This is a genomic window from Rhodococcus sp. KB6 (assembly GCF_001445685.1).
Classification (GTDB): Bacteria; Actinomycetota; Actinomycetes; order Mycobacteriales; family Mycobacteriaceae; genus Rhodococcus_F; species Rhodococcus_F qingshengii.
The window spans coordinates 1-24,062 of sequence record NZ_LNAK01000102.1 but is presented as its reverse complement, the minus strand read 5'-3'; the positions used below and the strand labels follow the sequence as shown (position 1 = coordinate 24,062).

Genomic DNA, 24,062 nt, shown 5'->3' with positions numbered 1-24,062 from the left:
CGATTAGCGAAATTCGATGGGTTACTGGTGAACTGGCATGATTCGACCTTTCGACATGCCGAACAAGCGCCTGAACTCCAGGCGCTCCTGCTCGAAGTTGTAGATGCGGTAGACGGGCCACACGAGCGCATGGAGCATCGAGTCGCCCCAGATGGTCAGTTTGAGGCGCCAATTCATGATGTTGTGAAGGTGCAGAACCGATTCGGATGCTTGGTTGTACTTCAGGTACTCCAACGGAGGGGTTTCACCGCGTCGACCGGACGTTTCTGCTCGCATGTCGGCGATCTGACCGATCGTCATCCCTTCCTCCCGAAGGCACAGTGAAAGGTCGATATCTTCGTGGATGTCCGGCCGGTCACTGACTTGCTCGCGGACCGACAACCATGCGCTTTTTCTGATCGCCATGTTCGCTCCGGCGACAGCGAGTACTTGACGTTCGCAATCGAACTTCCCCTGCTTCACCTGCCTGTCCAGTGCGTAGCGGTGGATTCGAGCAAACGGCGATTCGAAGAGGTAGGTGAGTCCGGCAACCGCTGAATGAGCGGTGCTGCGTTGGAAGAAACCCTTGACAGCATCTGCCCATCCCGGTTGTACCCGTGTGTCCGCGTCGATACGACCGATGATGTTGCCGGTCGAGGCGTCGAAGCCCGCGTTCCGGGCGTGTACGACGCCTTGGCGGGCCTCGAAGACATATCTGACTTTGTCGTACTTCTCGGCGAACTCCTGGATGATCGATGCAGTACCGTCCGTCGAGTTGTTGTCGACAATCAGAATCTCATCGATTTCCGACTCGGTCAGTAGACGCTCGATGCAGCCGGAAACCGCGTTCTCTTCGTTGAATACCGGAACAACCACCGAAAGTCGATTAGTGGACAAGTGTTCAATATCCTGCATGGATGCGGTCACTGTATTCCTTTGCTGGGCAATCGGGTCCAGTCCTTCGCAAAGGTTACGATAGCAATAGGTGACCATTCGGACAATTTGAACCGAGGGCCATATGATCAATCCCGCAACAGCTTATTGCGGGAAACTATCAGCATAAGTGCAGCTGGCACGGCATAAATGTATGCAGAATAAGGCTTTCGGAACTGATTGATTTTTACCCACTTGAGTCTATTCGTCGGTCGAACACCGGACTTTAGTCCTTCTAATTCCGGCAAATATAATGCTGCCCGTTCGCTGAATTGTGAATCGCCACTGCGGCAACCGTCGGGCAATATCTAGATGTCGCAAGTTGCTTTTCAGTGAAGTGGAGTCGGTGCAGCGCAAGTGCCATATTTGTAGATTCAACGGACCCTTGACGGCAAGGTTGCCGCCATCTGCAAATATTTGCTTTTGTAGCTGTCGGTCTGGATTTTCCAGTGAAGTCTGCCCCCGCGACTTTTCAGCACCGATTTCCGATGTGCAAACAGCAGCCGGCACCTACCTATCGGGTCAGGATGCCTTCGGTTTCGGGTGCCGGAACGGTTTTCCCCGTGATCGGATCGACTTCCTCGAGCGGTGGAACGTCTTCTCCGTCGAGCACTCGGCGCATGCGCTCCTTGTCGAGCTGCCCCTCCCAATTGGCGACCACGAAGGTTGCGACACAGTTCCCGAGCAGGTTCACCGACACCCGCATCGAATCCATGATTCGATCGGCGCCCAGTAGGAGAGCGACTGCGGCGACGGGAATTGCGCCGTGACCGATTGCGGCCACGGTGGCCGACAGCGCCAGGAATGACGATCCCGGCACGCCGGCCATTCCCTTGGACGTGAGCATCAGTACCAGGACGGCAGTGATCTGCTCACCGAGTGTCAGGTCCACACCGAGTGCCTGAGCCAGAAACAGCATGCAGATCGACAGGTACAGCGTCGCGCCGTCGAGATTGAACGAGTAGCCGGTAGGCACCACCAATCCTGTTGTAGTGCGCGAGCATCCGGCGTTGGTGAGCTTGACCATGATTCGGGGCAGAACTACTTCGGTCGACGCCGTTCCCAGAGCGAGGAAGAGTTCGTCCTTGATGTACTTGACGAACTTCCACAGGTTCACGCCCGCGAAGTACCTGACTATCGCGGCCAGGATGAGGATGAACAGGACGGCGGCGAGATAGCATGCGGCGATCAGCTTTCCGTAACTTCCGAGCGAAGCGATCCCGTACTGACCGACGATGTACGCCATCGCGCCCAAAGCGCCCAAAGGCGCCAGTCTCATGATCCAGCCGATGATCGTGAAGAACAGATGGCTCAGACGATCGACGAGTTCGAACACGATCGGTGGTCCACTCTCACCCGCCTTGGCCAATGCGAGCCCGAACAGTACGGCGAAGAAGAGGACTTGGAGGAGTGCGTTCTCGGCGAAGGCCGAAACTATCGACACCGGAATGATATTGAGCAGGAATTCGACGGTGTGGGGAAGTTCGCCACTTCCGGTCTTGGCTGCCACGGCGTCCGCACCGTTCGCCAGCGTCTCCGGATCGATGTCGAATCCCGCACCCGGCTTCATCAGATTTCCGATGAGCAGCCCGAACAACAGGGCGAAGGTGGTCACGACCTCGAAGTAGATGAGTGCTTTGACGCCGATACGCCCCACGGCCTTCAGATCCCCGACGTGGGCGATCCCGATCACAACGGTGCAGAAGATGATCGGCGCGATCAGCATTTTGATCAGCTTGATGAACCCGTCGGCGAGGGGCTTGAGGTTCGCGCCGAATTCCGGCCACAACCAGCCGATGAGAACACCGATGACGATAGCGGCGATCAATTGCACGAACAGTGATCGGTACCAGGGCGGCTTGTTGGCGAGTCGCGCGAGCTCGCTGTTCGGCAGTTTTACGGAAGTTGGCATGGATGGGAACGGTAGGTTCGCTTGATTGCGAAAAAATAACTCGCGAATGTCGTGGATGTAACGCGTCGAGGTTGCATCTCGGACAACAATTCGGTCAACAAGCGACAGTTGTGTGTGACTGTGGTTATTGTTTCCCTGAGCGGTGATCTTCCGTCCGCGTGCATGCACGACGTGTGAGAGGGGCTGTCATGGGGCAAATTATCGGAACCATCATTTTCGGCGCAGTCATCGGAATCCTGGCTCGTCTCGTACTGCCAGGTAAGCAGCAGTACGGCATGATCGTGACCGTCGTGCTGGGTATCGCCGGAGCGCTTATCGGGTACTGGGTCTGGGGAGCGATCTCGGACAAGGGCGACACGGGTGGAATCGACTGGATCCGCTGGATCATCAGCATCGCCGCGGCGGCCGTGCTCTCGATCGGCTACAGCGCCGTCACTGGCAAGAAATAGCAAGCCGACCCAATTCGAGAAGTGCGCCCTCCCGAAGTTCGGGAGGGCGCACTTCTTTTTGTTTGCCCTAGTTGTCCGACCCCAGTTGTGAGCGAACGGCACTTTCGTCGCCTCAGATGCGCCGAAAGGCGCGTTCGCTCAGGGGAGGGGGACCGAAGTCAGAGCGCCCGTCGCTGAAGATGCAGCGCCTCGAGGAACTGCGCCGGCAGATCCTGCTCGAGGATTTCGTCGTCAGGATGCGGTAGCGCTTTGATTTTCGCGAACTCGTCGTTGAGTCGTTCCATCTTGACGTCCAGGCGGTGTGCCGCGGCCGCTGCCTCGGTGAGTTCGTCGAGGAGTTCGACGGGAACCTCGCGGTTGTACTTGTAGTAGATCTTGTGTTCGAGGCTCGCCCAGAAATCCATCGCGATCGTGCGGATCTGAAGTTCGATCGGTACGTGCCTGACGCGGTCACTCATGAAAACCGGGACCTCGACGATCAAGTGCAAGCTCTTGTAGCCGTTGGGTTTCGGATCGGCGATGTAGTCCTCGCGCTCGATCACCCGAAGGTCCGTCTGGCTGGTGAGCATCTCGGCGATTCGGTACGTGTCGGAAATGAAGCTGCAGGTGATACGTACTCCAGCGATGTCGAAGATGTTCTTCGAGATGTCGTCGATCGTCAGCGGGACGTTCAGGCGTTGAGCCTTTCGCAGGATGCTGTCCGGTGACTTGACTCGTGACGTGACGTGTTCGATGGGGCTGTACTGATTGATGTGAGTGAACTCGTCCTTGAGGATGTTCACCTTGGTCATCAGTTCGGAGATTCCGAATTGGTACAACATCATGAAGCGGGAGAACTCGGTCCGCAGTTCGGCGAAATCGGCCCTGCTGACCCCACTGCTGTCTTCCACGTTCGGCACCCTCATCTGTTAGCTGGTGTAACCAGTCTGCCACCGATTGTGCCGTGTCCGGTTTCAGTGGGTGCGCAGTGCGGCGAGCGTCATATCCCGCAGGACTCGACGCGCGCGTGCCGGCGAAGCGGGGTTGGCGCTGTGAGGGGTCGAGTTGATCAGACCGAAGGTGGCATGCGCTTTGATTCGTGCGTCCGCCTGATCGAGTTGGGGATCGAGTTGCTCGAGCACCCCGACCCACACCTCGACGTACTTGCGCTGCGTCTGGCGTACCTGTCGACGCGCGTCGGCCGGCAAGCTTTCGAGGTCGCGGTCCTGGATGCGGATCAGGTCCGGCTCGCCCAGTGCGAAGTCGAGGTGGAACTCCACCAGTGCGTCGAGAGCAGCGCTCGGTGAGTCCGCTGCCTCCGCTGCCGCAGAGCCGCCTTCGTGCAGGCGCGTGCTGATGCCGACGAGAAGTTCCACGAGGACGGCGTCCTTGTTCGGAAAGTGCCGGTACACGGCCGGGCCGCTGATGCCGACGGCCGCGCCGAGGTCTTCGAGTCGCACACTCACGAATCCGCGTTCGGCGATCAACCGTGCGGCGGCGTCCAAGAGCTGACGTCGACGGTCGGCCTTCATCTGATCGCGTCGCGTCGGAGCTGCTACCTGCTCAGAGGTCATTCTCTCGATCTTTCTTCGCTTGTGTTCTGGACAACTCAGTTAATCATAGTTAATCTAGTTTCAGTTATCGAGCATTAACTCATGGCGAAGGCGGCGGGATGACTCCCAGTGGAATCACGCAAGGATCGGGCTACCGGTCCGATCACACCGTTCTGGTGGACGAACTGAAGAAGAAACTGGCGCAAGCAGCGCTGGGTGGCAACGAGCGCTCTCGCGAGCGTCACGTGAGCAGAGGGAAGTTGCTGCCGCGAGATCGCGTCGACTCGCTGCTCGACCAGGGCAGCCCGTTCCTCGAGCTGTCCCCACTGGCGGCCAACGGCCTGTACGACGACGAGTGCCCGGGCGCCGGCGTCATCACCGGTATCGGCCGTGTGTCGGGTCGCGAGTGCGTCGTCGTTGCCAACGACGCGACGGTCAAGGGCGGCACCTACTACCCGATGACGGTGAAGAAGCACCTGCGCGCGCAGGAAGTTGCGCTGCAGAACAACCTTCCCTGCATCTACCTCGTCGACTCCGGCGGCGCCTTCCTGCCGCGCCAGGACGAGGTCTTCCCGGACCGTGAGCACTTCGGCCGGATCTTCTACAACCAGGCGACCATGAGCGCCAAGGGGATTCCCCAGATCGCCGCAGTTCTCGGTTCGTGCACCGCGGGCGGCGCCTACGTGCCCGCGATGAGCGACGAAGCAGTGATCGTCCGCAACCAGGGCACCATCTTCCTCGGCGGACCGCCGCTCGTGAAGGCTGCCACCGGTGAGATCGTGACGGCCGAAGAGCTCGGCGGCGGCGACCTGCACTCCAAGGTTTCCGGCGTCACCGATCACTTGGCCGAGGATGACCGCGACGCACTTCGGATCGTGCGCAACATCATTGCCACGCTCGGCCCCCGCTCCGAGCGCCCGTGGGACGTCATCTCCACGGTTCCGCCCGTCGCCGATCAGAGCGAGCTGTACGACGTCGTTCCGACTGATCCCCGTACTCCGTACGACGTGCACGAGGTCATCACCAAGCTCGTCGACGGTGGCGCGTTCGAGGAGTTCAAGGCTGAATACGGCAAGACGCTCGTCACCGGTTTCGCCCACATCGAGGGCCACCCGGTCGGCATCATCGCCAACAACGGCGTGCTCTTCGGCGAATCCGCCATGAAGGGAGCACATTTCATCGAACTGTGCGACAAGCGCAGTGTGCCGCTGCTGTTCCTGCAGAACATCGCAGGCTTCATGGTGGGACGCGACTACGAGGCCGGCGGCATCGCCAAGCACGGCGCCAAGATGGTCACGGCAGTCGCGTGTGCACGGGTCCCCAAGCTGACAGTCGTCATCGGCGGCTCGTACGGCGCCGGCAACTACTCCATGTGTGGACGCGCGTATTCACCTCGCTTCCTGTGGATGTGGCCGAACGCGCGCATCTCGGTCATGGGCGGCGAGCAGGCCGCGTCGGTGCTCTCGACGGTTCGTAGTGACCAGCTCGACAGCGCGGGTAATCCGTGGTCGGCCGAGGACGAAGAATCCTTCAAGGCGCCGATCCGCGAGCAGTACGAGGCTCAGGGCAATCCGTACTACTCCACTGCGCGGCTGTGGGATGACGGTGTCATCGATCCCGCAGATACCAGAACTGTTCTCGGCCTGGCCCTTTCGGTGTGCGCGAACGCGCCGATCGAGCCGGTCTCCTACGGCGTCTTCCGGATGTGAGCGAAATGACTGAGTTGCGCACTATCGATACTGTTCTCGTGGCCAACCGCGGTGAGATCGCGGTTCGCGTGATCCGCACGTTGCGTGAGTTGGGAATTCGCAGCGTCGCCGTCTACAGCGACGCCGACGCGAATGCTCGCCACGTCCGCGAGGCCGACACTGCCGTCAACATCGGACCGGCCGCGGCGCGTGAAAGCTACCTCGTCATCGACAAGGTCATCGACGCTGCCAAGTCCACCGGTGCTCAGGGTATTCACCCCGGTTACGGCTTCCTGTCGGAGAACTCGGCGTTCTCGGCTGCCTGTGCGGCTGCCGGAATCGCCTTCCTCGGCCCCTCCGAGCACGCCATCGAGGTGATGGGTGACAAGATCACCGCGAAGAACGCCGTTGCCGCGTTCGACGTGCCGGTGGTCCCGGGTATCGCTCGCCCCAATCTGACCGACGAAGAACTGATCGCAGCGGCCGAGGACATCGGCTACCCGGTGTTGGTCAAGCCTTCGGCCGGCGGAGGCGGCAAGGGAATGCGTCTGGTCGAGGATCCGGCCAATCTGGCCGAGGCTCTTCGCAGTGCCCGCCGTGAGGCCGCGTCGTCGTTCGGCGACGACACCCTGTTCCTCGAGCGATTCGTCCTGCGGCCCCGGCACATCGAGGTCCAGGTTCTCGCCGACCAGCACGGCAACGTCGTTCACCTCGGTGAGCGCGAATGCAGCCTGCAGCGGCGTCATCAGAAGGTCATCGAAGAGGCTCCATCGCCGCTGCTCGATCAGGTGACCCGTGACCGGATCGGCGCGGCAGCGTGCAACACCGCTCGAAGCGTCGATTACACCGGCGCCGGCACCGTGGAGTTCATCGTCTCCGCCGACAAGCCGGACGAGTTCTTCTTCATGGAGATGAACACCCGCCTCCAGGTCGAGCATCCCGTCACCGAAATGGTGACCGGACTGGATCTGGTCGAATGGCAGGTCCGTGTGGCAGCAGGGGAGAAGTTGGCCTTCTCCCAGAGTGACATCACGCTGACCGGGCACGCCATCGAAGCTCGTGTGTACGCGGAGGATCCGGGCCGTGGATTCCTGCCGACCGGCGGCAGCGTCGTCGATCTGGTCGAGCCGTCAGGTTCCGGCGTGCGCGTCGATTCCGGACTGCTCGCGGGCACCGTCGTCGGCAGTGACTACGACCCGATGCTCAGCAAGGTCATCGCCCACGCTCCCGACCGCGCGGGCGCACTGCGCAAGCTCGATCGCGCACTCGGTGACACCGCAGTGCTCGGAGTCGTGACCAACATCGAATTCGCACGGTTCCTCCTCGCTGATCCGGATGTGATCGCGGGCAACCTCGACACCGGTCTGCTCGATCGTCGCGTCGAAGACTTTGTCGCAGCCGACGCCTCCGACGAGGTGCTCATTGCTGCCGCGGCGTATCGCTGGCTCTCGCGATGGACAACTTCGGAATCCGTTGATCCCTGGGACGTCCCGAGTGGGTGGCGCGTCGGAACTCCCGCTCCGACCAGCATCAGGCTCGCCGCCGGCACCCGAACGTCGCACGTTGCGATCGTCGGCGTTCCCGCGGATGCAAAGGTCGAGGTCGAAGGTTCACAGCCTCGCGCATTCAGCGCGACCCTGACGGGATCCGAACTGGCGGTGGTGATCGACGGACGTCGACGCACGTTTGTCGTCGCCCAGACCGATGGCGGTCTGTGGCTGGCAGGCGGCGGAACCTGGCACGTGCGCGAGGTAGCCGAAGTCAGCGTTCGCGGTGAGGACAAGCATGCCGGTGACGCCGAAATCGCCAGCCCCATGCCCGGTGCCGTCATCGCAGTCAACGTCGAGAACGGCGCGGCAGTGAGCGCGGGACAACCACTCGTCGTGGTCGAGGCCATGAAGATGGAGCACTCCTTGACGTCCCCGATCGACGGGATCGTGGAAGTGCTTGTCCGTCAGGGCGATCAGGTGATGGTGGATCAGGTTCTGGCCCGCGTGGTACCTGTCGCGGACGAAGAGACTGCAGAAGTAAAGACCGAGAACACGACGCAGAAGGAAGACGCCTGATGTCCGATTACCTTGCCACCGGAGCGCTTCCGGACGAATACCAGCAGCTCGCCAAGACGGTTGCGGATTTCGCGAAGACCGTAGTGGCACCGGTTGCTGCCGAGCACGACGCCAACCACACCTTCCCATACGAGGTAGTGGCCGGGATGGCCGACATGGGACTGTTCGGCCTGCCGTTTCCCGAGGAGTACGGCGGAATGGGCGGCGACTACTTCGCACTCTGCCTGGCGCTCGAAGAGCTGGGCAAGGTCGACCAGAGCGTCGCGATCACTCTCGAAGCTGGTGTGTCCCTTGGTGCCATGCCGATCTACCGTTTCGGTAACGAGGCACAGAAGCAGGAGTGGCTTCCGCAGCTCACCAGCGGCAAGTCGTTGGCTGCCTTCGGCCTGACCGAACCCGGTGCGGGTAGCGACGCCGGCGGAACCAAGACCACCGCGAAGTTCGACAGCGGTGAGTGGATCATCAACGGCAACAAGCAGTTCATCACCAACTCGGGCACCGACATCACCAAGCTCGTGACGGTCACCGCGGTCACGGGTGTCAAGGACGGCGGCAAGAAGGAGATCTCGACGATCCTCGTGCCGACCACGACGCCCGGCTTCACGGCCGAACCGGCGTACAACAAAGTCGGTTGGAACGCATCCGACACCCATCCGCTCACGTTCGCCGATGTTCGTGTCCCCGAAGAGAATCTGCTCGGTGAGCGCGGCCGCGGCTACGCGAACTTCCTGCGCATCCTCGACGAAGGCCGCATCGCCATCTCCGCGTTGAGCGTCGGTGCCGCCCAGGGCTGCGTCGACGAGTCGATCAAGTACGCCAAGGAGCGCGAGGCGTTCGGTCGCCCCATCGGACACAACCAGGCCATCGCGTTCAAGATCGCGCGTATGGAGGCTCGTGCCCACGTCGCACGTACCGCGTACTACGACGCGGCCGCACTCATGTTGTCGGGCAAGCCGTTCAAGAAGCAGGCGTCCATCGCCAAGCTGATTTCCTCCGAAGCTGCCATGGACAACGCCCGTGACGCCACGCAGATCCACGGCGGATACGGCTTCATGAACGAGTACGCCGTCGCGCGCCACTACCGTGACAGCAAGATCCTCGAAATCGGTGAGGGAACGACCGAGGTGCAGTTGATGCTCATCGCTCGTGAGGCAGGGCTGTGACGAACCCCAAGAAGATCACTCAGCGCGGGCTCTGGTTCGAGGAGTTCGAGGTCGGCGCGATCTACGAGCATCGCCCAGGCCGGACGGTGACCGAGGCTGACAACGTCCTGTTCACGACTTTGACCATGAACACGCAGGCGTTGCATCTCGATGCCGCGTACAGCGAGGACACTCAATTCGGTGTGCGGCTGGTCAATTCGATGTTTACCCTGTCGACCATCGTCGGCCTGTCCGTCGCGCAGTTGACGCAGGGCACCATCGTGGCGAACCTCGGTTTCTCCGAGATCAGCTTCCCGAAGCCGCTCTTTCACGGCGACACCTTGTATGCCGAGACGCTCATCGCGGACAAGCGCGAGTCGAAGAGCCGTCCAGGTGAAGGCATCGTGACCCTCGTGCACACCGGGCGTAACCAGCACGGTGACGTCGTCGCACTGGCCACGCGCAAGACACTGGTGCAACTGCGTCCGGCAGAGGTGTCCTCATGACGTGGACACCGCCGGGGCCGGCGTGGTTGTTCTGCCCGGCGGATCGTCCCGAGCGCTATGCGAAGGCCGCGGCTGTTGCCGACGTCGTGATCCTCGATCTCGAAGACGGTGTGGCTCCGGCCGACAAGGAAGCCGCACGTGCAGCCCTGATCGACACGCCTCTCGATCCGGAGCGGACGGTCGTGCGCGTCAATCCGGTCGGTACGCCTGATCACGAACTCGATCTGATCGCGCTGGACGGCACACACTATTCGCGTCTCATGCTGTCCAAGTGCGAATCGGCCGAGGACGTCCTCTCGCTCGCACCGGCGGACGTGGTTGCGCTCGTCGAGTCCCCGCGAGGAGCCCTCGCCGTGGCCGACATCGCGCTTGCTGCGAACGCCATCGGTGTCATGTGGGGAGCCGAGGATCTTGTTGCCGGTCTCGGCGGCAACTCGAGCAGGCACCCGAACGGTTCGTACCGCGACGTTGCCAAGCACGTCCGATCGACGTCTCTCCTGGCCGCGAAGAGCTACGGCCGGTTGGCTGTCGATTCCGTGTACCTCGACATCAAGGACCTCGTCGGCCTGGGCGTCGAGTCCGCTGATGCCGTCGCAGTCGGCTTCGACGTGAAGGTTGCGATCCATCCGAGTCAGGTCGAGGTCATCCGCGGGGCCTTCGCACCTTCGGAAAAAGAGATCGACTGGGCCACACGAGTGCTTGCCGCGGTGTCTACTGAACGTGGTGTGTTCGCGTTCGAGGGCAAGATGGTCGACGCTCCCGTTCTCCGTCACGCCGAGAAGCTTCTTCACCGAGCCGGAATCTTTCAGCAGAAGGAGAACTAACGGATGAGCAAAGTCGTGAATACGGCAGCTGAGGCAGTTGCCGACATCGCGAGCGGATCCAGGCTCGCAGTGGGCGGCTTCGGGCTGTGCGGTATTCCCGACGCACTGATCGCGGCGATCGCCGACGGCGACGCCACCGATCTCGAGGTGTTCTCCAACAACTGCGGTGTCGACGACTACGGTCTCGGCATTCTGCTCGGCGCGCACCGGATCGCCAGGGTGACGGCGTCGTACGTGGGGGAGAACAAGGAGTTCGCGCGCCAGTATCTCGCCGGTGAGCTCGAAGTGGAGTTGACGCCGCAGGGGACGCTGGCCGAGCGGCTGCGAGCAGGCGGTACCGGCATCCCGGCGTTCTACACTCCGGCCGGCGTCGGCACCCCGATCGCCGAGGGCGGCTTGCCGTGGCGATACAACCCGGACGGTTCGATCGCCGTGGCGTCGCCACCGAAGGCGACGGCAGTGTTCGGTGGCCGCACGTATGTATTGGAAGAGGCGATCACCGCTGACTTCGCGCTCGTGCACGCGGACTACGGCGACACCGAAGGAAATCTCGTCTTCAACAAGACGGCGATGAACTTCAACCCGCTTGCTGCCATGGCCGGCCGGATCACCATCGCGCAGGTGGAGAACCTCGTCGAGCCGGGCGACATCGACCCCGCACACGTGCACCTACCTGGAGTGTTCGTCGCGCGGGTCGTGCACACAGGCCCACAGGAGAAGCGGATCGAGAAGCGGACCGTCTCAGGAGGCACCAAGTGACCAGTGCAGAGGAAACCCGTATCGGTTGGACTCGCCACGAGATGGCCGCTCGCGCTGCCGCCGAGATGCGGCCGGGGGAGTACGTCAACCTCGGCATCGGCCTGCCGACTCTGATCCCCAGTTACCTGCCCGAGGGCGTCAAGGTGGTCCTCCACAGCGAGAACGGCATCCTCGGTACCGGACCGTATCCGACCGATGATCAGGTCGATGCCGACCTCATCAATGCCGGTAAAGAAACCGTCACCGTCAATTCAGGCGCCGCGTTCTTCGACTCGGCTCTCTCCTTCGGCATGATCCGCGGTGGTCACATCGACACCGCGGTGCTCGGCGGGATGCAGGTGTCGAAGACCGGTGACCTTGCCAACTGGATGGTGCCGGGCAAGATGGTGAAGGGTATGGGCGGGGCGATGGATCTGGTCCACGGTGCCCGCCGCGTCATCGTCGTGATGGAGCACACCGACCGCGACGGCAATCCCAAGATCGTCGAGGCCTGCACGCTGCCGCTTACCGGTCAGAGCGTCGTCAACCGGATCATCACCGACCTGGCAGTGCTGGACGTCACCGCGGACGGGCTGCAGCTTGTGGAGCTGGCTCCAGGGGTCAGCAGCGAGCACCTGAAGAGTGTGACTGGTGTGGGCTTTTCCTGAAGCTTCGTACCGTAAATCGAAGAACGCGCCGACCGCTGGTCGGCGCGTTCTTTCGTCGGTCTGTCGGCGAGTACCGATAGTCTCGATCAGCGACTGTCGAATCTTGTTCGAGCTCAGACACCCAGTACCCGGCGGCCCTGTAAATTGTCCGAGGTGACTGATGTGGATTGGGGTGTAGATCGTCGGTTGCAATTGATTGTCCCAGGGGGAGAGGTGTCGCGCGCCGCGTCTGAACGGTGCGTTTCGGCAATGCGATCGGGGGGTAGATGAGCTGGGCGATTTGTAACGAATTGCAACAAAACCGTCGATACACCGGGGTATGGATTTCTCTTGTCACCTATGTATCGGAGACAATGGGTGGTTCTGGCTCGTCGAGGTTGGATGAGGTCGGTAGCTGCTGCGAATCGGACGTTCGGCTCGCACGGGTGCGCAATGGTGTGGAAGAGAGGCTGTGGGCGTGAATTCGCTGGGTAACGGAGAACTGGGGAGCGGCAAGCCGGAGGTCGGCAGCTCGCCGGAAGACGTTCAGCGATCCGACGCATTCCCGCTTTCCGCGGCCCAGCTCGGTATGTGGTTCGCGCAACACCTCGATCCCGCCGTTCCGGTCAACATCGCTCAGTACGTCGAACTCCGTGGTGCTCTGGAACTTGACGCCCTTCGGCAGGCCTGCGCAGACGCCGGTCGCGAAATCGGGTCGGCCTTCGTCCGGATCTTCGAGATCGACGCCCAGCCTTACCAGATCATCGACCCCGCACTCGATGATTCGGTCGGTTACGTCGACCTTCGTAGTGAAGACGACTCGCACGACGCTGCCATGCGGTGGATGCGAGCAGATCGCAGCCGGCCGATCGACATGCTCACGGACCGCTTGATCTCTGCCACGATCCTGCGGCTCGGCGAGAATCGCTACTACTGGTACACACGGGTCCACCACACAATTCTCGACGGTTTCGGTGCGTCGACGTTCGTCACTCGTGTGGCGGAGCTGTACTCGGCGCGCGTGGAGGGCCGGGATCCGGAGCCGAGTGAGGCCTCCGATCTCCGGAACGTCTACGAGGTGGACAACAAGTACCGCCAGTCGAGTCGTTTCGAAACCGATCGCAAGTACTGGGCAGACAAGATCGAGAATCTCGACGAGATCTCGAGCCTCGCGGGTCGAAGTGCCGCGCCGGCTCCAGTCAGTCGGATCGACAGTGCAGCGCTGTCCAACCACGTCGAGGCTCTGCTCGGGCGGTTCCTCGAGCGCATCGAGAAGACCACTGTTGCCGGCACTGTCGTCGCGGCGTTTGCGGCGTACCTCGCTCAGATGACCGGACGAGAGGACGTGTCGCTGAGTCTGCCCGTTTCCGGTCGAACAACAGCCGTGCTGCGTCGATCCGGAGGCATGGTCTCCAACGTCGTGCCGCTGCGCCTGACCGTCACCGCGGACACCACCGTCCAGGAGCTTCTGGACGATGTCAGGAACGAAATGTCCGGCGCACTGCGCCACCAGCGATACCGACACGAGGACATGGTTCGCGGCGGTGACGGGCCGGGCCGGGGCGGATTCTTCGGCCCGTGGATCAACATCATGATGTTTTCCACCGAGTTGGCGTTCGGGCCCCTCGTCGGCGAACTTCACATCTTGTCCACGGGTTTGATCGAAGACCTCGGTGTCAACCTGTATCAGAGCGTCGGCGATACCCGCACACACATCGACTTCGAGTCGAATCCCAATCTGTACGCGCCCGCGGACGCCCAGCGAAATCACTCGCGGTTCGTAGAGTTTCTCGAGAAGTTCGTCTCGGCCGAAACGAGCCGCAAGGTCTGGGATCTTCCTGTCGCAACCGACGAGGAGCGAAACAAGGTTGCCTTGTGGAACCGCACCGGCTTCCACGTTGCCTCGCAGACCATCACCGAAGCATTCGAGCGTCAGGTCGAGAGAACTCCCGATGCCACCGCTGTCATTTTCGAAGGCGCCAGCCTCACGTACGCCGAATTCGACTCTCGCGCAAATGGTTTGGCTCGTCAACTCATCGCCATGGGTGTTGGGCCCGAATCGCTTGTAGGACTGTCGATCCGCAGGTCTTTGGACTTGATGGTCGGTCTGTACGCGATTGCCAAGGCCGGCGGAGCCTGGGTACCGGTGGATCCCGACCACCCAGCCGACCGCACCGCCTACATTCTCGAGTCGGCGCAGCCCACGTGTGTTGTGACCACTGCGCGGGACGACGTGGATCTGCCCTCGGGCACACGGGTCATCGAGATCGACACACTGGACTATGGGCAGCTCGACAGCAGGCCGATCGTCAACGCGGATCGCCTGTCTCCCTTGCATTTCTCGAACACTGCGTACGTGATCTACACCTCGGGTTCGACCGGTCGACCCAAGGGTGTCGCGGTCACTCACGCGGCGATCAACAATCAGCTTCAGTGGATGAACGCCGAGTACGGGCTTTCGGCGTCGGACATCTACCTGCAGAAGACCGCTACGACATTCGACGTGTCGCTGTGGGGATTTTTCATGCCGTTGCAGGTCGGCGCCACGCTCGTCGTCGCGACTCCGGACGGTCATCGAGACCCGATCTACGTGGCGAACAAGATCGCGGAGCTCGGCGTCACGATCACCGACTTCGTGCCATCCATGCTCACGCTGTTCACTGCGAATGCACCTGCCGGATCTTGTGATTCGTTGCGCCACGTGTTTGTCATCGGCGAGGCGCTCCCGCCCGAGACGTCTTCCGCCTTCCGCGAACTCTGTGGAGCCGGACTGCACAACCTGTACGGTCCGACCGAAGCCGCGGTATCGGTCACGTACTACGAGGCCGTGGCCACGGATACTACTTCCGTGCCGATCGGTATGCCGCAGTGGAACACTCAGGCGCACGTACTGGACGGGCAACTTCGCCCGACCCCCATCGGGCAGCCGGGTGAGCTCTATCTCGCCGGCGTTCAACTCGCGCGCGGATACGTTGGTCGACCGGACCTGAGCTCGGATCGGTTCGTAGCCAATCCGTACGGCACGGCCGGTGAGCGTATGTACCGGACCGGCGACCTCGTTCGTCGCCGTGAGGACGGAAATCTCGACTACATCGGGCGTACAGACTTCCAGGTGAAGTTCCGCGGGCAGCGCATCGAACTCGGCGAGATCGAGACCGTCCTTCTGGCGCACCCCGACGTTTCGCAGGCTGTCGTTTTGGTGACCGTCACCCCGACCGGTGATCAATTGGTCGGCTACGTCGTGCCGGGTCCAGGCCGAAACATCGATGCTGCGGTGCTCAGTGAGTTCGCCGGCCGAAGCCTCCCGTCGTACATGGTTCCGGCCGCGTTGATGGTGCTCGATGCGTTGCCGCTCAACACGAGTGGCAAATTGGATCGTGCCGGGTTGCCCGAGCCGGTGTTCGCGAGTGCGAAGCAGTACCGCGAGCCCCGCACCGAAATCGAACGCATCGTGGCGGACGTGTTTGCCGACGTTCTCGGTGTCGAGCGCGTCGGTATCGATGACGACTTCTTCGAGCTCGGTGGAAACTCTCTGGTTGCAACACAATTAGTGACGCGAGTGGGTTCGGCATTGGGAGTGCAACTCGGCGTTCGAGAGCTCTTCGAATCCACCACGGTCGCCACCCTGGCGGCCCGCGCCGAGTCGGTGGCGGGCAACGCCAGGCAGCTCACCCCGCTGATCGCCAAGCCTCGTCCCGAGGTCGTCCCGCTCTCGCTTGCGCAGCAGCGCATGTGGTTCATCAACCGTCTCGATCCGTCGACGCCCGCCTACAATCTTCCGTTCACGGTCCGGCTCACCGGTTCGGTGGACCCGTCCGCCCTGCATGCCGCGGTGATGGATCTTCTCGAGCGACACGAGTCCTTGCGGACGATCTACCCTGATGTCGACGGAACCGCGCAACAGCTGGTTCTGCCGGTCGACCGGGCCGCGGTGGAGTTGAATCCGGTCAAGATTCGGAATTCGCATCTCGACGCGGCGCTGTTCGACGTGGCATCTCGCGGCTTCGACGTGACGCTCGAAATCCCGGTACGGGTTGCCCTCTTCGAGGTGTCTCCGACGGACTACGTCCTGGTGATGGTTCTCCATCACATCGCTGCAGACGGACTGTCGTTCCGTCCGCTCGCACGTGACCTTCTCGTCGCCTACTCGGCGCGAAGTGAGAAGTCTGCGCCGGCGTGGACGCCGCTGCCGATTCAGTACGCCGACTACGCCCTGTGGCAGCGCGAAGCACTGGGATCCGACGAAGACCCGCGCTCGGAGTCGTCTCGCCAGATCAACTTCTGGCGCCGGGCACTTGCCGATCTGCCGGATCAGTTGGATCTGCCGACCGACCGACCTCGTCCTGCCATCGCGTCCAATCACGGTGCCAAGCACCATTTTCAGATCAGCGAACGCACGACGCGCAAGTTGAACGAGTTGGCGCGCTCGAGGAGCGTCTCGCTGTTCATGGTGTTGCAGGCGGCATATGCAACGCTGTTGAGCCGGCTCAGTGGTACCTCCGACATCGCGATCGGTGCCCCGATCGGCGGGCGAGGCGATCAAGCGCTCAACGACGTGATCGGCATGTTCGTGAACACCCTGGTGCTTCGCACCGAGGTCGATCCGAACGAACGATTCGAAGAGTTGCTCGCTCGGGTAAGGGAATCGGGCTTGTCTGCCTACGGGCATGCCGATGTGCCGTTCGAGCGGTTGGTCGAAGTCCTGAGTCCGGCGCGTTCGCAGGCTCGTCACCCGCTGTTCCAGGTTGCGCTCACTGCGGAGATCAGTGGACGACGCGAACTGGAATTCTCAGGTGTCAAAGCAGTTGCAGCTGAATTGGAAGTGCCGGTCGCCAAATTCGATCTCGAGCTCATGGTGTCCGAGAATCCTGAAGGCAGCGAAGACTCGGACGTCTTGAGCGCCACCTTCACCTATGCCACGGACCTGTTCGATCCGGCCACGGTGAACACTTTCGCTACTCGGTTCGTGCGCATCCTCGATGCCGTGGCTACCCGACCTGAAACGATCGTCGGCGATATCGACCTGCTCTCACGCTCCGAGCGCACCGATCTGACGGTCGTAGCCGCGGATGACACGATGCCCCGGCAGAGTCTCGTCGACATCTTCCTGTCCGGCACGGCTGAGGCGGATTCGGTTGCTGTGCGCTTCGAGGGTCGATCGATCACCTATCGAGAGCTCGATGAGCAGTCGTCGAAGCTCGCTCGGGTTCTGATCGGACGTGGCGCCGGCCCCGAGACCATTGTTGCTCTCGCCTTTCCTCGCTCGTACGAGATGGTCTGTGCAGTATGGGCGGTGGCGAAGTCAGGGGCGGCATACGTCCCAGTCGACCCGAGTTATCAGGAAGATCGTGTCCGGCACATGCTGGCCGATTCTTCGGCCGCGATCGGACTCACGTCGGGACAGTTCGTAGATCAGCTTCCTGCGGTCACAGAATGGTTGGTCCTTGACGGCCAGGCGCTGAACGGAGAACTGTCGGCGCAATCTTCAGCGCCGGTCACGGACGAGGACCGAATCGCTCCGATTCACAGTTCTCACGTTGCATATGTCATTTACACATCCGGTTCCACGGGAAAACCGAAGGGTGTCAGCGTCACTCACGGTGGACTCCGTGGCGTCAGAGACGCAGCACAGCGTCGCTACGGGGTAGAACAGTCCTCGCGCTTCCTCCATATCTGTTCACCGAGCTTCGACCCGTCGGTACTCGAATGGATGGTCGCCTTCTCCGCGGGTGCAACTTTGGTGATCGTTCCGTCGACAATTATCGGTGGACACGAGTTGTCGGATCTTTTTCATTCCGAGAAGGTCACACACGCGATCATCACTCCCGCAGTACTCGGGACCATGGAGCCGGCAGAGCTGCCTGAATTGCGAGTCGTCTCCGTCGGCGGTGACGTGACCACTCCCGAGTTGCTGGCGAAATGGGCCCCAGGGCGCGCCTACTTCAATGGGTATGGTCCGACCGAGACCACTATCATCTCGTCGTTCGGCGATCTCGCGATCGGCCGATCGATCGACATCGGGCGTCCCGTCGAGGGAATGTCGGCACTGGTACTCGACGAGCGTCTGCATCCTGTTCCAGTCGGTACCAGGGGAGAGCTCTACTTTGCGGGCGCTGCATTGGCTCGCGGCTACCATGAGCGGCGAGGCCTTTCTGCGGAACGGTTTGTCGCCAACCCGTATTCGCCGGATGGCGAGCGAATGTACCGGACCGGCGATGTCGTGCGCTGGACCGGCGGAGACGCGCGCGGTGACGCGGGGGTTCTCGAATACGTCGGCCGCAGTGACTTCCAGGTCAAGGTTCGCGGATTCCGTATCGAACTCGGTGAGATCGACGCAGTTCTGTCCTCGCACGAGTCTGTGCGCTTCGCGGTGACGGTCGGAAGCGAAGGCGCGGCGGGTGTCACAACCCTCGTTTCCTACGTCGAACTGGCTGACGGGTCGAGTTTCGATCGGGACGTGCTCGCCTCGTTCGTGGCGGAGGCTCTGCCGAGCTACATGGTTCCGTCCGTCATCATGGAACTCGCTGAGGTTCCGTTGACCCCGGTGGGCAAATTGGATCGCCGGGCTTTGCCGGAGCCTGTTTTCGAGGTCCGCGAGTTTCGTGCACCCACCACGCCGGTGGAAGAGATTGTCGCGCAGGTGATTGCAGATGTTCTCGGAGTGGAACGAGTCGGCCTCGACGACGACTTCTTTGAACTCGGTGGCAACTCCCTGGTGGCTACTCAGGTCACCTCCCGATTGGGGCGGGCGCTCGACACGACGGTGCCAGTGCGAACGCTATTCGACGTTTCCACCGTCGAGGCGCTCGCCGCACACATCGAGTCGCACGTAGGTAGCGGCGGGCAGAAGGCGCTCGTCGCACAGGTGCGTCCCGCGGAAATTCCGTTGTCGCTGGCGCAGCAGCGCATGTGGTTCCTGAACCGCTTCGATACCGACTCAGCTGCTTACAACATCACTTTTGCTCTGCACCTGACTGGTCATCTCGATACTGCCGCGATGGAAACTGCGCTCGAGGACGTACTGGCCCGGCATGAAGTGCTCCGAACGGTATATCCGGACGGGGCTTCCGGACCGAAGCAGTCGATTCTGTCGCTTTCGGAGGCATTCGGTGGACTGACCGTGGAGTCGGTTTCGGATCCGGACGAGCTCGAAAGTCGAGTCGCTGCAATCGGATCCTCAGCGATCGACGTCACTGTCGATGTGCCGATCCGTGTCCGCCTGTTGACGGTCAGCGACACCGAGCACACCCTCGCGATCGTGGTTCATCACATCGCCGCTGACGGTTGGTCGATGGCGCCCCTGGCTCGCGATGTCATGATTGCCTACTCGGCACGCAAGAACGGGATCGCGCCGGCGTGGCAGCCGTTGACTGTGCAGTACGCCGACTATTCGTTGTGGCAGCGTGAGGTTCTGGGGTCGGAAGAGGACTCGGAATCACTGATCTCGCAGCAGATCTCGTACTGGACCGAGACTCTGGCAGACCTACCGGATGTGATCGAGCTTCCGTCGGACCGGTCTCGGCCTGATGTGGCGTCGATGCGCGGCGAGCGATTTGCGTTCGAGATCTCCGGGGATGTGCACCGTCGATTGGACGCGCTGGCACGGGAGAACAACGCGACGCTCTTCATGGCGTTGCACTCGGCGCTTGCCGTTCTGATGGCCCGACTGAGCGGGACCTCGGACATCGCCGTGGGCACTCCCGTTGCCGGTCGCGGGGACGAGGCGCTCGACGATCTCGTCGGCATGTTCGTCAACACGCTTGTTCTGCGCACCGAGGTCGACCAGGCCCAGGCATTCACAGATCTGCTGGCTGCGGCGAGTGATTCCGCGCTCGGAGCGTTCGCTCACTCGGACGTGCCCTTCGAGCGGTTGGTGGACGTCTTGGCTCCCGCCCGGTCGCAGGCCAGACATCCGCTCTTCCAGGTTGTGCTGTCCTTGCAGAATCTCGCACAAACGGCATTGGAACTGCCGGGACTGGCGATCAAGGCCGCCGAAATCGACACGACCACTGCCAAGTTCGACCTCGAACTCGCAGTGACAGAGTCGATCGGCGAAGACGGGATCCAGCAAGGGCTCTCGGCCGAATTCACGTTTGCTGCAGATCTGTTCGACGTTTCGACGGTCGAGGGGTTTGCTCGGCGTCTGGTTCGTATCCTCGAGACTGTCGTGTCGGTTCCTTCGATTGTCGTCGGTGACATCGATATTCTCGATGCGGCCGAGCGGGATGTGCTGGCCGATGTTCACGGAGGTCAGTCGGTCTCGGGAACCCTGGTCGAGATCCTCACAGCGGCGGCCGCTTTGGATCCGTCGGCGGATGCGATTCGCTTCGACGGTCAGTCGATCAGCTACCGCGAACTCGACGAGCGGTCGTCGCGACTCGCTCGTGTTCTGATTGCGAAGGGCGTCGGGCCGGAGGATCGGGTCGCGATCGCGATTCCGCGTTCGGCCGATTCAGTTCTCGCTCTGTGGGCGGTGGTGAAAACGGGTGCTGCATTCGTGCCCGTCGACCCGACGTATCCGGTTGACCGTATCGCCCACATGATCTCCGATTCCGGTGCGGTGCTGGGTCTTGCGCTCAGTGACGTCGAGGCAGGATTGCCGTCGGCGTTGACGTGGGTTGTTCTCGACGACGAGAGGACAGTGGCAGCGTGCGCGGCAGAATCTTGCGCGCCGGTAAGTGATTCGGATCGACGCAGTGCGATCGACGAGCGGCAGCCTGCTTACGTCATTTACACCTCGGGCACCACGGGTCTGCCCAAGGGCGTTGTGGTCACCAATGCGGGTGTGGCGAACTTCTGCGCCGAGCAGGTCGAGCGCTATGCGCTGACCGCGGATGCTCGGACGCTGCATTTCGCCTCGCCGAGTTTCGATGCTTCTGTTCTCGAGTTGCTGATGGCATTCGGAGCAGCATCGACGATGGTGATTGCGCCGACGACGGTGTACGGCGGCGCGGAATTGGCCGAGATCTTGCGCTCGGAGGGCGTGACGCATGCGTTCGTGACGCCCGCTGCGCTGGCATCAGTGGATCCGAGCGGGCTCGACGCGTTGCGGGTGGTTGTCGTCGGTGGCGAAGCCAGTTCGCGGTCTCTCGTTGCCAAGTGGGCGGTGCCGCTTCCGGATGGCGGTGTGCGTGGATTCTTCAATGCGTACGGTCCGACGGAGTCGACAGTCGCCTCGAACATCAGCGATACGCTGACCGCGTTTGATCGTATGAACATCGGCGGCCCGATTCGGGGAATGGCCGCGCGGATCTTGGACGGCCGCTTGCAGCCCGTTCCGGTTGGTGTCGCAGGTGAGTTGTACGTGTCGGGTGTTCAGGTCGCTCGTGGATACCTGGGACAGCCGGCATTGACAGCGGGTCGTTTTGTCGCAGACCCGTTCGGGGCGCCGGGAGAGCGGTTGTACCGCACGGGTGACGTGGTCCGGTGGATCGACGGTGGCGCAGTGGAGTACGTGGGCCGCAGTGACTTCCAGGTCAAGATCCGTGGGTTCCGTATCGAACTCGGCGAGATCGAGGCCGCGCTGACCCGTTGCGCGGGCGTTGCGCAAGCTGTTGCTCTCGTTCGTTCCGACGATCACTTCGGAGATCGTCTCGTTGCATACGTCGTGCCGCAGGCCGGCGCCGAGGTGGATCCCGCACAGGTCATCGAGTCGGTGTCGACGTTCCTGACCGGCTACATGGTCCCCGACTCGGTACTGGTACTCGATTCGATTCCGTTGACCACCGCGGGCAAGACGGACATCAAGGCTCTGCCCTCGCCCGTGTTCGAGTCCAAGGTGTACCAGGCGCCGATCACGACCGTCGAAGAGACTGTCGCGCAGGTGTTCTCCGAAGTTCTCGGAGTCGCACAGGTTGGCCGCGACGACGATTTCTTCGAACTCGGCGGCAACTCGTTGATCGCGACCCGTGTCGCCGCTCGGCTGGGAGAGGCGCTCGACACAAGCGTTCCGGTTCGTGCGCTCTTCGAAGCGTCGACCGTGCAGTCACTCGCCGTCCGGCTCGAGCTGCACGCCGGTTCGGGCGCCACCGCCCCACTGGTGCAGCAGCCCCGGCCAGCTCGGATCCCACTTTCGTTGGCACAGCAGCGCATGTGGTTCCTGAACAGGTTCGAACCCGCGTCGGCAGTGAACAACGTCCCGGCGGCGATCAGGATTTCGGGCGCCCTCGATGTGGCAGCTCTTGACGCCGCCGTGATCGATGTCGTGGGCCGACACGAATCACTGCGAACTGTGTATCCAGACGTCGACGGCGTCGGCTATCAGGACGTCCTCGACGTCCAAGACGTTGTCGTCGATCTCAGCCCCGTGTCGATCACGGAAGATCGCCTGGCTGCGGGCGTCGCCGAGCTGGCGACAGTCGGCTTCGACGTGACGTCCGAAGTCCCGTTGCGCGCCAAGCTTTTCAAAGTCGGCGACAGCGAATACGTTCTGGTGTTCGTCGTGCATCACATCTCGACCGACGGTTTCTCGATGGGTCCGTTGACCCGTGACGTGATGGTTGCCTACGAAGCACGTACACGAGCGTCGGTGCCGGCTTGGACGCCGTTGCCGGTGCAGTACGCCGATTACTCGTTGTGGCAGCGTGAGGTTCTCGGGTCCGAGGACGATCCGCGGTCCGTGATCGCGAAGCAGATTGCGTTCTGGTCGGATGCGTTGGCTGATCTTCCGGAGCAGTTGGATCTGCCTGCCGATCGTCCGCGTCCCGAGGTCGCTTCAGGGCGCGGAGCCGAGGTCGAGTTCGATATCGACGCCACCCTGCACGAAGCTGTCAATTCGATTGCGCACAGCAGTAACTCGACACCATTCATGGTTGTTCACGCAGCGCTCGCCGTCGTACTTTCTCGTTTGTCCGCAACGACCGACATCGCGATCGGTACACCGATCGCGGGTCGCGGTGAGGCGCAGCTCGACGATCTGATCGGTATGTTCGTCAACACTTTGGTGTTGCGTACCGAGGTTGATCCGTCGATGTCGTTCACGGATCTGTTGGCGTCGGCGCGTGAAGTGGATCTACAGGCGTTCGCGCATGCGGATGTTCCGTTCGAGCGTGTGGTGGAGGTTCTCGATCCGGTTCGTTCGCAGGCTCGTCATCCGCTGTTCCAGGTGGCATTGACGTTCCAGAACCACGAACAGACAACGCTCGAACTGGGCGACCTCGAAGTGTCGATCGAAAGTGCCGATCTTGCGCTGGCGAAATTCGACCTCCAGTTGACCCTGACCGAACGAACCGACGAGGCCGGCGCACCCGCCGGAATGTCCGCCTCTTTGACGTATGCGACGGATCTGTTCGACGAGTCGACCGTTGTGGAATTCGGTGATCGGCTGGTAAGGACCTTCCGTGCGGTGACTGCTGATCCCACCGTAGCGGTGGGTGACGTTGACATCTTGGTCGATGGAGAACGAAACCTGCTGTCCCGCTTCAGTGCCGGCCAGATCGATCGTGGTGTGGATTCGACGTTGTCGGCGTGGTTCGATGATGCTGCTGCGCGGTTTGGTGATCGGGTTGCGGTGCGGTTCGGTGGCGCGTCGTTGTCGTATGGTGAGTTGTCGGTGCGGGCTAATCGTTTGGCGCGCAGGTTGATTGCTCAGGGTTGTGGTCCGGAGTCGTTGGTGGCGGTGGCGTTGCCGCGGTCGGCGGATCTTGT

General features: G+C 61.9%; 13 protein-coding genes. 9 read left to right on the top strand and 4 right to left on the bottom strand.

What is annotated here, in order from left to right; genetic code table 11:
- Positions 1-21: 21 nt before the first annotated feature.
- A complete protein-coding gene (locus ASU23_RS13715; protein ID WP_231915080.1) occupies positions 22-876 on the bottom strand; it encodes a glycosyltransferase family 2 protein in 855 nt (284 codons plus the stop codon).
- A 550-nt stretch (positions 877-1,426) separates the two neighbouring features.
- Positions 1,427-2,824, bottom strand: coding sequence for a C4-dicarboxylate transporter DctA (gene dctA / locus ASU23_RS13710; protein ID WP_037129867.1), 1,398 nt, complete (start codon positions 2,822-2,824; stop codon positions 1,427-1,429).
- Positions 2,825-3,012: 188 nt separating this feature from the next.
- On the opposite strand from dctA, the gene ASU23_RS13705 reads away from it, so the two are divergent.
- The gene (locus ASU23_RS13705) at positions 3,013-3,273 is read left to right on the top strand and encodes a GlsB/YeaQ/YmgE family stress response membrane protein (RefSeq protein ID WP_003942027.1); all 261 of its coding nucleotides are present in this window, start codon (positions 3,013-3,015) and stop codon (positions 3,271-3,273) included.
- A 158-nt stretch (positions 3,274-3,431) separates the two neighbouring features.
- Here ASU23_RS13705 and ASU23_RS13700 read toward each other — a convergent pair whose 3' ends face one another.
- Both ASU23_RS13700 and ASU23_RS13695 read right to left on the bottom strand, forming a co-directional pair.
- Positions 3,432-4,178 carry a GTP pyrophosphokinase family protein gene (locus ASU23_RS13700; protein ID WP_024487832.1) on the bottom strand — a complete coding sequence of 249 codons (747 nt, stop codon included), beginning with the start codon at positions 4,176-4,178 and terminating at the stop codon, positions 3,432-3,434.
- Positions 4,179-4,226: 48 nt separating this feature from the next.
- The gene (locus tag ASU23_RS13695) at positions 4,227-4,826 is read right to left on the bottom strand and encodes a TetR/AcrR family transcriptional regulator (RefSeq protein WP_003941968.1); all 600 of its coding nucleotides are present in this window, start codon (positions 4,824-4,826) and stop codon (positions 4,227-4,229) included.
- A gap of 98 nt (positions 4,827-4,924) precedes the next feature.
- On the opposite strand from ASU23_RS13695, the gene ASU23_RS13690 reads away from it, so the two are divergent.
- The 8 genes from ASU23_RS13690 to ASU23_RS13655 all read left to right on the top strand — a co-directional run.
- Positions 4,925-6,514, top strand: coding sequence for a carboxyl transferase domain-containing protein (locus ASU23_RS13690; protein ID WP_058038107.1), 1,590 nt, complete (start codon positions 4,925-4,927; stop codon positions 6,512-6,514).
- A gap of 5 nt (positions 6,515-6,519) precedes the next feature.
- Positions 6,520-8,559, top strand: coding sequence for an acetyl/propionyl/methylcrotonyl-CoA carboxylase subunit alpha (locus tag ASU23_RS13685; RefSeq protein ID WP_058038173.1), 2,040 nt, complete (start codon positions 6,520-6,522; stop codon positions 8,557-8,559).
- Positions 8,559-9,722, top strand: coding sequence for an acyl-CoA dehydrogenase family protein (locus tag ASU23_RS13680; RefSeq protein WP_007730190.1), 1,164 nt, complete (start codon positions 8,559-8,561; stop codon positions 9,720-9,722). Before ASU23_RS13685 ends, ASU23_RS13680 begins: the two co-directional genes overlap by 1 nt.
- On the top strand, positions 9,719-10,207 hold the full coding sequence (locus ASU23_RS13675; RefSeq protein WP_003942078.1) for a MaoC family dehydratase: 489 nt from the start codon (positions 9,719-9,721) through the stop codon (positions 10,205-10,207). The genes ASU23_RS13680 and ASU23_RS13675 overlap by 4 nt, the downstream gene beginning before the upstream one ends.
- A complete protein-coding gene (locus ASU23_RS13670) occupies positions 10,204-11,031 on the top strand; it encodes a CoA ester lyase (protein ID WP_003942031.1) in 828 nt (275 codons plus the stop codon). Before ASU23_RS13675 ends, ASU23_RS13670 begins: the two co-directional genes overlap by 4 nt.
- 3 nt (positions 11,032-11,034) lie before the next feature.
- Positions 11,035-11,790 (top strand): CoA transferase subunit A, encoded by a 756-nt coding sequence (locus tag ASU23_RS13665; RefSeq protein WP_007730192.1) that lies wholly within the window; start codon positions 11,035-11,037, stop codon positions 11,788-11,790.
- A gap of 41 nt (positions 11,791-11,831) precedes the next feature.
- Positions 11,832-12,437: a 3-oxoacid CoA-transferase subunit B gene (locus ASU23_RS13660; RefSeq protein ID WP_039973146.1), complete on the top strand. Its 606-nt coding sequence runs from the start codon at positions 11,832-11,834 to the stop codon at positions 12,435-12,437.
- A gap of 457 nt (positions 12,438-12,894) precedes the next feature.
- Positions 12,895-24,062: non-ribosomal peptide synthetase (locus ASU23_RS13655; protein WP_156423162.1), on the top strand; the 11,168-nt coding region annotated here is incomplete at its 3' end.